This is a genomic window from Winslowiella iniecta (genome assembly GCF_001267535.1).
Lineage (GTDB): Bacteria > Pseudomonadota > Gammaproteobacteria > Enterobacterales > Enterobacteriaceae > Erwinia > Erwinia iniecta.
Window position 1 is genome coordinate 228,977 of the sequence record NZ_JRXE01000002.1, and the last position, 14,738, is coordinate 243,714.

Below are 14,738 nucleotides of genomic sequence, written 5' to 3' on the forward strand. Positions count from 1 at the left end.
TGTCGTCGGTCGCCAGTAACCTGACCATCGCCAGCCTGTGGCGTCGCCTTAGCTGGCGTTTTGCTATCGCGCAGCAGCAGGAGCGGGCGGTGGTTGCCAGTACCGTTGGCAATCTGTCGATCAAAGTGTCCTCGCCGGATGTGGCGATTCAGGCGCTGAGCGGCGGGAATCAGCAGAAAGTGGTGATTGGGCGTTCGCTGCTGACTAACCCCAAACTGCTGCTGCTGGATGAACCGAGCCGTGGTATCGACGTCGGCGCTAAAGCTGATGTGTTTCGCATGATGGTCGAGCTGTCGGAGCAGGGGATCGCGGTGATTTTCTCCACCTCAGATTTAAAAGAGATTATGGCGGTTTCCGACCGCATCCTGGTGATGTCGGGTGGCAAACTTACCGCTGATATTCCGCGCGCCAGCGCCGAAGAATCAGCTCTGGTGAAAGCAAGTGCGCAAGGGTTCTGACGATGATAAACGACAACGGCGTTGCGCGGGTAACGCAACCGGCCAAAGCATTTAACTCGCGAGAAAGCCTGATTTTACTGCTTCTGAAGATGCGCACCTTTATTGCGCTGTTTCTGATTGTTGGCTTTTTTGCCATTACCGTGCCGGATTTTCTCGCCGTCGGCAGCATGGTGATCATGATTAAACATATCGCCATAAACGCCTTTCTGGCGCTGGGGATCACCTTTGTGATTATCACCGCCGGTATCGATCTGTCGATTGGCGCAACATTGGGATTGTGCGGGATGGTGGCGGGTTGGCTGATCACTAAAGGGATTGTGTTACCGATGTTCGGTATTGCGATCTTCCCCAGCATTTGGGTGGTTGTGCCGGTGGTATTGTTAATTGGCGCGCTGATCGGTGCCGGTAATGGCTGGATTATTACCCGCTATAACGTCGCGCCATTTATCTGCACGCTGGGCACCATGTATATCCTGCGCGGTGCCGCCATGCTGACGTCCGGCGGCGAAACCTTTCCCGGCCTGGCGGGCAATCCGCAGCTGGGGAATACCGGTTTTGATGCAATAGGATCCGGCACTTTACTCGGCTTGCCTTACGCCATCTGGATGATGATCGTACTGGCGCTGGTGATTGGATATATCGCCACCCGCCTGCCGTTTGGCCGCCAGGTGTATGCCATTGGCGATAATGAAAAGGCGGCGGAACTGTCTGGCGTGCGCGTTAAACAGGTCAAGATTCTGGTGTACACGCTGTCAGGATTCTGCGCGGCAATTGCCGGGATCGTGGTGTCATCACAACTGGTTGCCAGCCATCCGGCGAACGGCAGCTCGTTTGAGATGAATGCCATTGCGGCAGTGGTATTAGGGGGAACCTCGCTGGCTGGCGGGCGCGGAACCATTATTGGTACGTTGATTGGTGCCTTCGTTATCGGCTTTCTCGCCGATGGGTTGATTATGATGGGCGTCAGCGAATTCTGGCAGATGGTGATCAAAGGGATCGTGATTATTGTGGCCGTGATTATCGATCAGATGCAAAACCGCATGCAGCAAAAAGCAGCAGTGGTGGCGCAGAAGGCGGTAATCCAGCAGGGTGAAGCGAGCCGCTAAGTCGCGGCAAACTTAATTTTTTTTACCTCCATGAATAAATATTCGTGGTTGATTTTAAATTCAAAGAGGTTGCTATGAATCCGTTCAAACTTTCGGTTGAACAGCTGGAAAAAAAGGCGCGCGCTGTTCGCAGACGCATCATTACGCTGAATGCCAACAGCCCGGCGGGCGGGCATACCGGGGCCGATTTATCGCAGGTTGAGATCCTTACTGCACTCTATTTCCGCCTGCTGGATTGCGCGCCGGATCGTACCGATGATGAGACGCGCGATATCTATATTCAGTCGAAAGGTCATGCGGTGGGCGGTTACTACTGCGTGCTGGCGGAGGCGGGTTATTTCCCGGAAAGCTGGCTGCCGACATACCAGCACGCGGATTCCCACCTGCCGGGCCATCCGGTTAAACATAAAACTCCCGGCATTGAGCTGAATACCGGCGCTCTGGGGCATGGTCTGCCGGTTGCGGTCGGCATAGCGCTGGCGGCAAAAAAAGATAACAGCAAGCGGCGGGTATTTGTGGTGACCGGTGACGGCGAGCTGGCCGAAGGCAGTAACTGGGAGGCGGCGTTAGTTGCTGCCCATTACGGTCTCGATAATCTGACCATCATTAATGACAAAAACAAACTGCAACTGGCCGGTGCCACCAGCGAAATTATGAATACCGATCCGCTGGCGGAGAAATGGCTGGCATTTGGTATGAACGTCACTGAATGCGCCGGTAACGATATGCGTTCAGTGGTGGACACGCTGGAAAATCTGCCAGCCAACGGCAAGCCAAATGTGGTGATTGCCAATACCGAGAAAGGTTTCGGTGTTTCATTTATTCAGAGTAAGCCGGAGTGGCATCACCGTGTGCCAAAAGGTGATGAGATCGACCTGGCGATGGAGGAGTTGAAAGATGAGTAATTCAGCACATTTGGCCGATGTGATGGTGAAGGCGTTTATCGAAGCGGTCGAACGCGGCATTGATCTGGTGCCGGTGGTGGCCGATTCCACCTCCACGGCTAAAATTTCGCCGTTTATCAAACAGTTTCCTGGCAGACTGGTCAATGTCGGCATTGCTGAGCAGACGCTGGTGGGTACCGCCGCCGGACTGGCGATTGGCGGTAAAGTGGCAGTGACCTGTAATGCCGCACCGTTCCTGATTTCACGCGCTAACGAGCAGGTCAAAGTCGATGTTTGCTACAACAATACCAACGTTAAGCTATTCGGTCTGAATGCCGGTGCCAGCTATGGCCCGCTGGCCAGTACCCATCACAGTATCGATGATATCGCAGTGATGCGTGGCTTCGGCAATATCGAAATTTATGCGCCATCCTGCCCGGTTGAGTGCCGTCAGATTATCGACTATGCCCTCGATCATGTCGGGCCGGTGTATATCCGCCTCGACGGTAAGGCACTGCCGGAACTGCACGATGCCAGCTACCAGTTTGTGCCTGGCCATATTGATGTCTTGCGTGAAGGTAAAGAGATTGCGCTGGTGGCGATGGGATCAACGGTGCACGAGATTGTCGATGCAGCGGCACAGCTGGAGCTGCAGGGGATTGCGGCGGCTGTGATCAGCATCGCATCGATCAGGCCCTGCGATACCCAACGCCTGCGTAACCTGCTAAATCACTATCCCAACGTTATCACCGTCGAAGAGCACAATATAAACGGTGGTGTCGGCAGTTTAGTGGCGGAAGTGCTGGCCGAAGGCGGTGTTGGCAGCAAATTGCGGCGGCTCGGCATTGCCGATGGCGATTACGCGATTGCCGGCGACCGCGCCTCAACCCGCGCCCATCACAGTATTGATGCGGCTGGCGTAGTGCGCAATGCCTTGCAGATGTGCCAGGGGGAATAACCATGTCAGGCCCGCTTATTTTAGCTATCGATGAAGGCACCACCAACGCGAAGGCGATTGCTGTCGATGCTGATGGTCGAGTCGTGGCACGAGCCAGCCAGCCGTTGCAAATTGCTCATCCGCAGCCTGGGCTGGCGGAGCAGGATCCGCTGGCGATCTGGCAGGCGGTGCGGCAGGCGATTGCTGAGTGTCTGGCGCAGTGTGGCGGTGCGACGGTAGCGGCCGTCGCCATCAGTAATCAGCGCGAATCGATTATGATTTGGCAGCGCAGCGACGGTAAGCCGGTAACGCCGCTGGTCAGCTGGCAGGACCGCCGCTCGGAAGCGCTGTGTCGCGATTTACAGCAAAGTGGGCAGCAACCGCTGATTTCGGCGTTAACCGGGCTGGCGGTTGACCCGATGTTTCCAGCGGCGAAAGTGACCGGCATGCTGGCCGCGATCCCGAATGGCTACACGCGGGCGGCGGCGGGAGAACTCTGTATTGGTACTGTCGATAGCTGGCTGTGCTGGCAACTGACTGGCGGTCAGCAATTTGTCACTGATTATGCCAATGCGGCGCGCACCCAGCTGTTCAATATTCACCAGGCACAGTGGGATGACGCGCTGTTAACGCTGTTCCAGGTGCCGCGTCAGGCATTGCCGGAGGTGCAACCTTCTGCCGCGCAGCATGGCGCGGTGCAGCTTGATGATATTCCCGGTCTGGCTGCCGGTACGCCGATTCTGGCATTAATTGGTGATTCGCATGCGGCGCTCTATGCCCGGCGTTCGGATGGTGGTGAAGTAATTAAAGCCACTTATGGCACCGGCTCATCACTGATGATGTCGCTGCCGGCGGCGGTGATGAGCGAACGCGGGCTAAGTACCACCATTGCCTGGCATGACGGCCAGCTGCGCTACGCGTTTGAAGGCAATATTACTCACACCGGATCGGGCGCGGCCTGGCTGTCGCGCATGCTGGGGGTGAACGATCCCCGGCAGCTGACCGCAATGGCGCAACGCAGCGACAGCAATCAGGGGATCTACTTTGTTCCGGCTCTGTCGGGGCTGGGCGCGCCCTGGTGGGACTTACAGGCTCGCGGGCTGATTTGTGGCCTGACCGATGCGGCGACCCCTGAAGTCCTGGCGCGGGTGGCGCTGGAATCGATAGCTTTTCAGATTGCCGATGTGTTTTTAGCTATGGAGCAGGCGGGTGGTCAGTCGCTGGCACAACTCTGTGTTGACGGCAGCGCCACAGAAAATAGCTGGCTGATGCAGTTTCAGGCCGATCTGTTGCAGCGTCCCTTAATCATCGCCCCCACCGCTGAGGTCTCAGCGCTTGGTGCGGCGGTTCTGGCCGGGCGTCAGCTTAACTGGTGGGGCGAGGGCGATGAACTGAATGCATTACGCGGCGGCACCACCATCTGGCCGCGTGCAATGCAGGCGCAACGGGCGCAAGAGAATTACCAGGGCTGGCTGGCTGCGGTGGCACGCTGTCGTTACCAGCCAGTAAAATCCTGACTGCGGGTCAGGTGGAATAATTTGTCGTTTAATCAAAAAGGAGCCGCTCAGCTCCTTTTTGCCGTCTTCCAGACTATCTGATTGATTATATTCTGAAATCAGAGATATAGCTTTAATCTTGATGCCTTCCATTTTACTATCGTAAAAATATTCAACATCCAATCTGACGGGAGAACACAGTGATTAGAGTGGAAATGCTCTCAACTGGCGATGAAGTGCTGCACGGACAAATTGTTGATACCAACGCCGCATGGCTGGCAGAGGTACTGTTCTCGCATGGTCTGCCGATGACCAGCCGCTCAACGGTGGGAGACAGTTTGCAGGCGCTGGTTGCGGCGTTAACTGAGCGCAGTCAGATTGCTGATGTGCTGATTGTTAACGGCGGCCTGGGGCCGACCAGCGACGATCTTAGCGCACTGGCGGCGGCGACAGCGCAGGGCGTCGGGCTGGAAATTCATCAGGAGTGGCTGGAGAAGATGGAAGCGTTCTTTGCCAGTCGTGGTAAGCCGATGGCCGCCAGCAACCGTAAACAGGCGGAAATTCCGGTTGGCGCGGAACTGGTCGATAATCCGGTGGGTACTGCCTGTGGCTTTGCCATTCAGCTCAATCGCTGCTGGATCTTCTTTACTCCCGGCGTGCCATCAGAATTTAAAGTGATGGTTGAGCAGCAAATTATCCCGCGGCTGAAACAGCGCTACACCTTACCTGAACCGCCGATCTGCTTACGTCTGACGACGTTTGGTCGTGGCGAAAGCGATCTCGCTACCGAGCTGGAGTCGCTGCCGCTGCCGGAAGGCGTGGTGATGGGTTACCGCTCCTCGATGCCGATTATCGAATTAAAGCTGACCGGCCCGGCGTCACAACGGGTGGCGATGGAGCAGAGCTGGCAGCAGGTGCGGCTGATGATGGCCGAGTACACCATTTTCGAAGGCACCGAAGGATTACCGGCCTTGCTGGCACGCTTACTGCAACAGCGGGAATTGACGCTGAGCGTCAGCGAGCAGTTTTCCGCCGGATTATTACAGTGGCAGCTGGCATCCGCCGATGTCGCTTTAGCCGCGGGCAATGTGCTGCCATCGCAGCCGGAGTCTTTATCGGCGCTGGCCGTGCGCACCGCCGCATTGGCACAGACCAACGGTTCGGCGCTGGCATTATCGGTTGGTGGTTTCGCTGACGAACAGCTGGGCTTTGCCTTGCATACGCCGGAGGGCACCTTTGCTCAGCAGGTGAAATTCAATATTAATCGTCACGGATTAAAAGCGCGTCAGGAAGTGGTGGCGATGATGGCAATGAATATGCTGCGCCGCTGGCTGAAGGGCAGTGATGTCACCACGGGTCACGGCTGGATCGATGTGCTGGAGACGATTAAGGTTTAAGGATTGCTGGAATCGCCCAGGGGAGCTGTTCCGGCTCCCGTCCTGATGGCATGCGGGGTGCTAACCTTCGGCACGGGCGGCGAAAACAGGCCTGGCATCAGGCGAACAGGAATGCCGATTACATCTCGATCTCAATATCGCCTTTCGCCCGACAGCAGCAGGGCAAAATCTCACCCTCTTGTACAAAGGCTAATGGCCGGGCGGCATAACAGACTTCGCCTTTCAGCAGGCGCGTGCGGCAGGAGCCGCAATAGCCTTCGCGACACTGGTATTCCACATACAGATTATGCGACTCCAGCGCCGCCAGCAGTGAAGGATGCTCATCATCGCATTGCAGCTGCGCACCGGAGGCGCGCAGCGTAATGATCGAACCGGCCATAATTTACAGCTGGAAATCGCTAAAGTCGTCGCCATTGACTTCGGAGTCAATCTGGCCAACGAGGTAAGAGCTGACTTCCACTTCCTGTGGTGCCACCTGCACGTTATCGGAGACCAGCCAGGAGTTGATCCATGGAATCGGGTTCGAACGAGTTTTGAATGGCAGATCCAGACCAACCGCATTCATACGGATGTTGGTGATGTACTCAATATACTGCCACAGAATGTCTTTGTTCAGGCCAATCATGGAGCCATCGCGGAACAGGTATTCTGCCCACTCTTTTTCCTGCTCTGCTGCCAGCACAAACAGGTCGTAACACTGCTGACGACATTCGCGGGCAATTTCTGCCATCTCCGGATCGTCTTCACCGCTGCGCATCAGGTTCAGCATATGCTGAGTACCGGTCAGGTGCAGCGCTTCGTCTCGGGCGATCAGACGGATAATTTTTGCATTACCTTCCATCAGTTCGCGCTCGGCGAAGGCGAAGGAGCAGGCAAAGCTGACGTAGAAGCGAATCGCTTCCAGCGCGTTAACGCTCATCAGGCAGATATACAGCTGCTTTTTCAGCTCGCGCAGGCTGACGGTAATGGTTTTGCCGTTAACCTGATGTGAACCTTCACCCAGCAGATGCCAGTAGTTGGTCATCTCAATCAGATCGTCGTAGTAACCTGAAATATCTTTGGCACGCGACAGGATCTGCTCATTGGTGACGATATCGTCGAACACAATCGCCGGATCGTTAACAATGTTACGAATAATATGGGTGTAAGAACGCGAGTGAATCGTCTCCGAAAACGCCCAGGTTTCTACCCAGGTTTCCAGCTCAGGAATCGAGATCAGCGGCAGCAGCGCGACGTTAGGGCTGCGACCCTGAATAGAGTCCAGCAGCGTCTGATATTTCAGGTTGCTGATAAAGATATGTTTTTCATGATCCGGCAGCCCCTGATAGTCAATACGGTCACGTGACACGTCGACTTCTTCCGGACGCCAGAAGAAAGAGAGCTGTTTTTCAATCAGCTTTTCAAAGATGTCATATTTCTGTTGGTCATAACGCGCAACATTCACCGGCTGACCGAAGAACATTGGTTCGTCCAGCTGATTATTTTTATTCTGTGAAAACGTGGTGTAAGCCATGATGGTAATCCAGTCATTAGAGGTAGTGGCCGGGCTGTGCCGACCACTACTGAGGTGTCATCCGGGGAGGATTAAATCTTGCAAGCGCCGCTTTCGCAGCCATCATCCTGAATGGACGGTGCCAGATCGTCCTGCGCATCTTCCGCGCCATCACGGGTGTTCTGGTAGTAAAGCGTTTTCACCCCGAATTTATACGCAGTCAGCAGATCTTTCAGCAACTGCTTCATCGGTACGCGACCGTTAGCAAAGCGCGTTGGATCGTAGTTGGTGTTTGAGGAGATCGCCTGGTCGATAAACTTCTGCATCAGACCAACCAGCTGCAGATAACCGTCGTTATTCGGCATATCCCACAGCAGCTCATAGTTATCTTTCAGGCTCTCATACTCCGGCACCACCTGACGCAGAATGCCGTCTTTCGATGCTTTAATGCTGATATGACCGCGCGGCGGCTCAATACCGTTAGTGGCGTTAGAGATCTGCGAAGAGGTCTCTGACGGCATCAGTGCAGAGAGCGTGGAGTTACGCAGGCCGTGAGTTTTAATCTGCTCGCGCAGGTTTTCCCAGTCCAGATGCAGCGGTTCGTTGCTGATGACATCCAGATCTTTCTTGTAAGTGTCGATCGGCAGAATGCCCTGTGCATAAGTGGTTTCGTTAAACCACGGGCACGCGCCTTGCTCTTTCGCCAGCTCGTTGGAGGCTTTCAGCAGATAATACTGAATCGCTTCGAAGGTTCTGTGCGTCAGGTTGTTGGCGCTGCCATCGGAATAGCGCACACCATGCTTCGCCAGATAGTAGGCGAAGTTGATCACGCCAATACCGAGGGTGCGACGACCCATTGCACCGCGTTTGGCGGCCGGAATCGGGTAGTCCTGATAGTCCAGCAGGGCATCCAGCGCACGCACCGCCAGCGTTGCCAACTCTTCCAGATCGTCAAGGCTGTTGATGGCACCGAGGTTAAACGCAGACAGCGTACAGAGCGCGATCTCACCGTTTTCGTCATTCACATCCAGCAGCGGCTTGGTTGGCAGCGCGATTTCCAGGCACAGGTTGGACTGGCGTACCGGAGCGATAGACGGATCAAACGGGCTGTGGGTGTTGCAGTGGTCAACGTTCTGAATGTAGATACGGCCGGTTGAGGCGCGTTCCTGCATCATCAGTGAGAACAGATCGACCGCTTTCACACGCTGTTTGCGGATGCTGTCATCTTTCTCATATTTGGTGTACAGACGCTCGAACTCATCCTGATCGGCAAAGAAGGCATCGTACAGGCCAGGCACGTCAGACGGGCTGAACAGTGTAATATCTTCACCTTTCAGCAGGCGCTGATACATCAGTTTATTCAGCTGCACGCCGTAGTCCATATGACGGACGCGGTTGCCCTCAACCCCACGGTTGTTTTTCAGTACCAGCAGGCTTTCCACTTCAAGATGCCACATTGGGTAGAACAGCGTGGCTGCACCACCGCGTACCCCGCCCTGAGAGCAGGACTTCACTGCGGTCTGGAAGTGCTTATAGAACGGGATACAACCGGTGTGGAAGGCTTCGCCGCCACGGATTGGGCTGCCCAGCGCACGGATACGACCGGCGTTGATACCGATACCGGCGCGCTGCGACACATATTTTACGATCGCGCTGCTGGTGGCATTAATGGAATCCAGGCTGTCACCGCACTCGATCAGGACGCAAGAGCTGAACTGACGGGTAGGGGTGCGCACGCCAGACATAATTGGCGTCGGCAGTGAGATCTTAAAGGTTGAGATCGCATCGTAGAAGCGCTTGATGTAATCCAGACGGGTTTCACGCGGATAACCCGAGAACAGGCAAGCGGCCACCAGAATGTACAGGAACTGCGCGCTTTCATAGATTTCGCCGCTGACGCGGTTCTGCACCAGATATTTACCTTCCAGCTGCTTAACCGCTGCGTAAGAGAAGTTCATATCGCGCCAGTGGTCGATAAAACCGTCCATCTGCTCAAACTCTTCCGTCGAGTAGTCTTCCAGCAGATGTTTGTCGTATTTGCCCAGGTCGATCATACGCTTGACCTGATCGATCAGTTTTGGTGGTTCAAACTGACCGTAAGCTTTTTTACGCAGGTGGAAAATCGCCAGGCGTGCCGCCATATATTGATAGTCTGGCGCTTCACGTGAGATCAGATCGGCTGCTGCTTTGATCACCGTTTCGTGGATATCAGAAGTTCTGATGCCGTCGTAGAACTGGATATGTGAACGCAGCTCTACTTGTGAAACGGAAACGTTTTGCAGACCTTCAGCTGCCCAGTCGAGAACCCGGTGGATTTTATCAAGATTAATACGTTCTGTGCGACCATCGCGTTTTGTGACCAGCAGACTCTGATTCATGTCGGGTTTTACCTGTCCGTAAAAAATATCCCCTGTTTATGCACAGAAATCTCATTGTGAGTAACTCTGTGGATAAACACTATATATAGTAGTCAGGGGAGGATTGTGTAACTAGATGGTGAGTATTCTAGTAACTTATCAGCGCATAACAAGAGTTGATTTCTGATCGTTTTTCGGTTCCATACGCGGGGTTTTTTACTAAGTCCACGTTTCTCAAGGGTCGTAGCCCTGTCAATCCTTAAGATAAAAAAATCAAAAATTTGATCGAACGCTGATTTTCTATCCATTGCTTATTCCGCACAATTTTCTTTGCGGAAAAAGTGTTCTGAGCCGGACGATTTTATCGTTCAGCTGATGTCAGGCGATACTTTCATTTGCGCACTGCACTATCCTGACGTTTCGCTCACCAGACGTACAACAGGAAAAAGATCTGTCCGCGCGCTTAAGGCTAAGAAAATCCGATGGCATTTTGATGAAGGCGGGGGTGGGGAGGGGGCGATCATTGATTCGGGCGGCGAGAATGCCGCCCCTGGCACAACAGATTACTCAATCACGCTATGGGTATGCACCATATAGTTGACGTCAACGCCGCGACCTAAACGGAATTTATTGGTCAGCGGGTTATAGTGCAGGCCAATCATATGGCGCTCGCGCAGCGGCGTTTCGTCGACCCAGTTCAGCAGTTCAGCAGGGCGGATAAACTTTTTAATATCGTGCGTACCGCGCGGCACCATGCGCAGCACATATTCCGCGCCGAAGATCGCCATCAGCCAGGATTTGCTGTTGCGGTTCAGCGTTGAGAAGAACACTTCACCGCCCGGTTTCACCAGACGGGCGCAGGCGTGAACCACGGAACGCGGGTCCGGCACGTGCTCCAGCATCTCCATACAGGTCACGACATCGTACTGACCGGCAAATTGTTCAGCATGATCTTCCACCGTCTGCTGCACGTAATCAATTTTCACCCCGCTTTCCAGCGCATGCAGACGCGCCACTTCCAGCGGTTCGGCACCCATATCCAGACCGGTTACCTCAGCCCCTTCCCGCGCCATACTTTCGGCCAGAATGCCACCGCCGCAGCCAACATCCAGCACTTTTTTACCGAACAGTCCGCCCGCGTGTTGAGCAATATAGCCGAGGCGCAGCGGGTTAATCCGGTGCAGAGGTTTAAACTCACCTTCCATATCCCACCAGCGTGAGGCGACCGCTTCGAATTTAGCGATCTCGTGATGATCAACGTTAGGTGCGCCAGAATTAGGGTTTGCATTCATTGAATTAGTGCTCCAGCAACAAAATTTCTTTGAAGTATACATCTTTCCGGCAGCGAAGGGCACGAGAGCGCCGCTGGCGAATAAAGCATGCATTACGACGCTTTCCGTTCACCGTATCAGTGCAGTGTGATATACTTTCGCACCTTTGAATCCGGGACTAATGTAGAGGGATAGCGGCTCCATGAGCGACCTTGCCAGAGAAATCACACCGGTCAATATCGAGGAAGAGTTAAAGAACTCCTACCTTGATTACGCCATGTCGGTCATCGTTGGCCGTGCATTACCAGATGTTCGGGATGGACTCAAACCAGTCCACCGTCGTGTGCTCTATGCCATGAACGTTCTCGGTAACGACTGGAATAAACCATATAAAAAGTCTGCCCGTGTTGTCGGCGACGTAATCGGTAAATATCACCCGCACGGCGATACCGCTGTCTATGACACCATCGTGCGTATGGCGCAGCCATTCTCGCTGCGCTATATGCTGGTCGATGGTCAGGGTAACTTCGGTTCCATTGACGGCGACTCTGCGGCAGCGATGCGTTATACCGAAGTGCGTATGTCGAAAATCGCCCACGAGCTGCTGGCGGATCTGGAAAAAGAGACCGTCGACTTCGTGCCGAACTACGACGGCACCGAGCAGATCCCGGAAGTGATGCCGACCCGAATCCCGAACCTGCTGATTAACGGCGCGTCCGGTATTGCCGTCGGGATGGCGACCAACATTCCTCCTCATAACCTGACAGAAGTGATTAACGGCTGTCTGGCTTATATCGATGATGAAAACATCAGCGTTGAAGGGCTGATGGAGCATATTACCGGGCCAGACTTCCCGACAGCGGCGTTTATCAACGGTCGTCGCGGTATCGAAGAAGCCTATCGCACCGGTCGCGGTAAAATTTATATCCGCGCCCGTGGTGAAGTGGAAACCGATGCGAAAACCGGTCGCGAAACCATCATCATCAATGAAATTCCTTATCAGGTGAACAAAGCGCGCCTGATTGAGAAAATTGCTGAGTTGGTGAAAGAGAAACGTCTGGAAGGCATCAGCGCACTGCGCGATGAATCCGATAAAGACGGTATGCGTATCGTAATTGAAATCAAACGCGATGCGGTTGGCGAAGTGGTGCTGAATAACCTCTACTCGCTGACACAGCTGCAAACTTCGTTCGGCATCAACATGGTGGCACTGCACCAGGGCCAGCCGAAGATTATGCCGCTGAAGGATATTATCGAAGCCTTTGTACGCCATCGCCGTGAAGTGGTGACGCGTCGTACCATTTTCGAACTGCGTAAAGCGCGCGATCGTGCCCATATCCTTGAAGCACTGGCGATTGCGCTGGCCAATATCGATCCGATTATCGAATTGATTCGCCGTGCGCCAACGCCAGCCGAAGCGAAAGCGGGTCTGATTGCACGTCCGTGGGATCTCGGTAACGTCTCCTCCATGCTGGAACGCGCCGGTGACAACGCGGCACGTCCTGAGTGGCTGGAAGAAGAGTTTGGTATTCGCGACGGTAAATACTACCTGACCGAGCAGCAGGCTCAGGCGATTCTTGATCTGCGTCTGCAGAAACTGACCGGCCTTGAGCACGAGAAGCTGCTGGACGAGTACAAAGGTCTGCTGGAGCAGATCGCTGAACTGCTGCACATTCTGGAAAGCGCTGAGCGCCTGATGGAAGTGATTCGCGAAGAGCTGGAACTGATTCGCGATCAGTTTGGTGACGAGCGCCGTACCGAAATTACTGCTAACAGCGCGGATATCAACATCGAAGACCTGATTAATCAGGAAGATGTGGTGGTTACGCTGTCGCATCAGGGCTACGTTAAGTATCAGCCTCTGACGGATTACGAAGCGCAGCGTCGTGGTGGTAAAGGTAAGTCGGCAGCACGTATTAAAGAAGAAGACTTTATTGACCGTCTGCTGGTGGCCAACACCCACGACACCATTCTGTGCTTCTCAAGCCGTGGCCGTCTCTACTGGATGAAAGTTTATCAGCTGCCGGAAGCGAGCCGTGGCGCACGTGGACGTCCGATCGTCAACCTGCTGCCGCTGGAGCCGAACGAGCGTATCACCGCGATTCTGCCAGTACGTGAGTACGCAGAAGGGCTGAATATCTTTATGGCAACCGCCAGCGGTACCGTGAAGAAAACCGCGCTGACTGAGTTCAGCCGTCCGCGTAGTGCCGGTATTATTGCCGTCAACCTGCGCGATGACGATGAGCTGATCGGCGTGGCGCTGACTGACGGTAACGACGAGGCGATGCTGTTCTCTGCCGCCGGTAAAGTGGTGCGCTTCTCCGAGCAGGCGGTGCGTGCCATGGGTCGTACCGCATCCGGTGTCCGCGGTATCAAGCTGGCGGAAGGCGACAGCGTGGTCTCGCTGATCATCCCACGGGAAGATGGCGCGATCCTGACGGTAACGCAGAACGGTTACGGTAAACGTACTGAGAACAGCCAGTATCCAACCAAATCGCGTGCGACTCAGGGTGTTATCTCGATCAAAGTGACCGAACGTAACGGGCCGGTAATCGGTGCGGTACAGGTGGTCGACAGCGATCAGATTATGATGATCACCGATGCCGGTACGCTGGTGCGTACGCGTGTGTCTGAGGTCAGCATCGTCGGACGTAACACGCAGGGTGTGATTCTGATCCGTACTGCGGAAGATGAAAATGTGGTTGGCCTGCAGCGTGTCGCTGAGCCGGTAGCGGAAGAAGAGCTGGATGCTATCGACGGCAGCGTCGCGGAAGGTGATGACGAGATCATGCCAGAAGTGGATAACGATGACGAAGCCACCGAAGGCGACGACGAGTAATCGTTAAGCTTACAGCGTGAGATAAAAAGGCCAGCATTGCTGGCCTTTTTTTTTGTTAAAAGCACATATTTAGTTTATCTCCGTTACTCCACAATCACCCGGTTCTGCCGCAAAAATGCCATAACCTGGTTCACCACCTGTTGATGAATCGCCGCGCGCTCGGCTGTCGGGGTTTCGCAGATAAATTCTTCCCCTTCTTCTGCCAGCACTTCCTTCGCCTGTGGCTGACACAGCGGCAGGAAATCAAAATGTCCGGTTTGTGGCAGACGCTGTTGCGGTAAATGAATATTTTCCACACCCAACTGCTGCGGCTTCGGCGCGCGAACATAGTAGTCAGCGGCAAGTAACAGTACCGGCACGTTAATCCTGGCAATACTTTGTGGCGTCACCGCATAAGCCATACCTGGATCGAGCGCACGCATTATGTGAACTGCTCCTTAACAACCTTTCTCTGATTGCCACCTGCTGCGCGCGTTTGGCTAACCGGCGGTGGTCAGGCTG

General features: G+C 54.5%; 12 protein-coding genes. 7 read left to right on the forward strand and 5 right to left on the reverse strand.

The window, feature by feature from the left end; all coding sequences use genetic code 11:
• The 6 genes from NG42_RS23255 to NG42_RS02245 all read left to right on the forward strand — a co-directional run.
• On the forward strand, positions 1 to 458 hold a 458-nt coding region (locus NG42_RS23255; protein ID WP_052897406.1), incomplete at its 5' end, for an ATP-binding cassette domain-containing protein.
• Between the two features lie 2 nt (positions 459 to 460).
• Positions 461 to 1,564 (forward strand): ABC transporter permease, encoded by a 1,104-nt coding sequence (locus NG42_RS02225; protein WP_052897330.1) that lies wholly within the window; start codon positions 461 to 463, stop codon positions 1,562 to 1,564.
• 74 nt (positions 1,565 to 1,638) lie between these two features.
• The gene (locus NG42_RS02230) at positions 1,639 to 2,469 is read left to right on the forward strand and encodes a transketolase (protein WP_052897394.1); all 831 of its coding nucleotides are present in this window, start codon (positions 1,639 to 1,641) and stop codon (positions 2,467 to 2,469) included.
• On the forward strand, positions 2,462 to 3,406 hold the full coding sequence (locus tag NG42_RS02235) for a transketolase family protein (protein ID WP_052897332.1): 945 nt from the start codon (positions 2,462 to 2,464) through the stop codon (positions 3,404 to 3,406). The genes NG42_RS02230 and NG42_RS02235 overlap by 8 nt, the downstream gene beginning before the upstream one ends.
• Positions 3,407 to 3,408: 2 nt before the next feature.
• Positions 3,409 to 4,902, forward strand: a complete 1,494-nt coding sequence (locus tag NG42_RS02240; protein ID WP_052897334.1) for an FGGY family carbohydrate kinase — start codon at positions 3,409 to 3,411, stop codon at positions 4,900 to 4,902.
• Positions 4,903 to 5,081: 179 nt separating this feature from the next.
• Positions 5,082 to 6,278: a nicotinamide mononucleotide deamidase-related protein YfaY gene (locus tag NG42_RS02245; protein ID WP_052897336.1), complete on the forward strand. Its 1,197-nt coding sequence runs from the start codon at positions 5,082 to 5,084 to the stop codon at positions 6,276 to 6,278.
• A 118-nt stretch (positions 6,279 to 6,396) separates the two neighbouring features.
• Here NG42_RS02245 and yfaE read toward each other — a convergent pair whose 3' ends face one another.
• The 4 genes from yfaE to ubiG form a co-directional block, all read right to left on the reverse strand.
• Positions 6,397 to 6,657 (reverse strand): class I ribonucleotide reductase maintenance protein YfaE, encoded by a 261-nt coding sequence (gene yfaE, locus NG42_RS02250; protein ID WP_052897338.1) that lies wholly within the window; start codon positions 6,655 to 6,657, stop codon positions 6,397 to 6,399.
• 3 nt (positions 6,658 to 6,660) lie between these two features.
• A complete protein-coding gene (nrdB, locus tag NG42_RS02255; protein WP_052897340.1) occupies positions 6,661 to 7,791 on the reverse strand; it encodes a class Ia ribonucleoside-diphosphate reductase subunit beta in 1,131 nt (376 codons plus the stop codon).
• Positions 7,792 to 7,862: 71 nt separating this feature from the next.
• Complete coding sequence (nrdA, locus tag NG42_RS02260; protein WP_052897342.1) at positions 7,863 to 10,148, reverse strand: class 1a ribonucleoside-diphosphate reductase subunit alpha; 2,286 nt, start codon at positions 10,146 to 10,148, stop codon at positions 7,863 to 7,865.
• Between the two features lie 542 nt (positions 10,149 to 10,690).
• A complete protein-coding gene (gene ubiG / locus NG42_RS02265; protein WP_052897344.1) occupies positions 10,691 to 11,419 on the reverse strand; it encodes a bifunctional 2-polyprenyl-6-hydroxyphenol methylase/3-demethylubiquinol 3-O-methyltransferase UbiG in 729 nt (242 codons plus the stop codon).
• A 181-nt stretch (positions 11,420 to 11,600) separates the two neighbouring features.
• On the opposite strand from ubiG, the gene gyrA reads away from it, so the two are divergent.
• Complete coding sequence (gene gyrA / locus NG42_RS02270) at positions 11,601 to 14,237, forward strand: DNA topoisomerase (ATP-hydrolyzing) subunit A (RefSeq protein ID WP_052897346.1); 2,637 nt, start codon at positions 11,601 to 11,603, stop codon at positions 14,235 to 14,237.
• An 83-nt stretch (positions 14,238 to 14,320) separates the two neighbouring features.
• Here the strand turns inward: gyrA and NG42_RS02275 are convergent, their stop codons facing one another.
• Complete coding sequence (locus NG42_RS02275) at positions 14,321 to 14,659, reverse strand: alpha/beta hydrolase (RefSeq protein ID WP_053116350.1); 339 nt, start codon at positions 14,657 to 14,659, stop codon at positions 14,321 to 14,323.
• Positions 14,660 to 14,738: the final 79 nt, after the last annotated feature.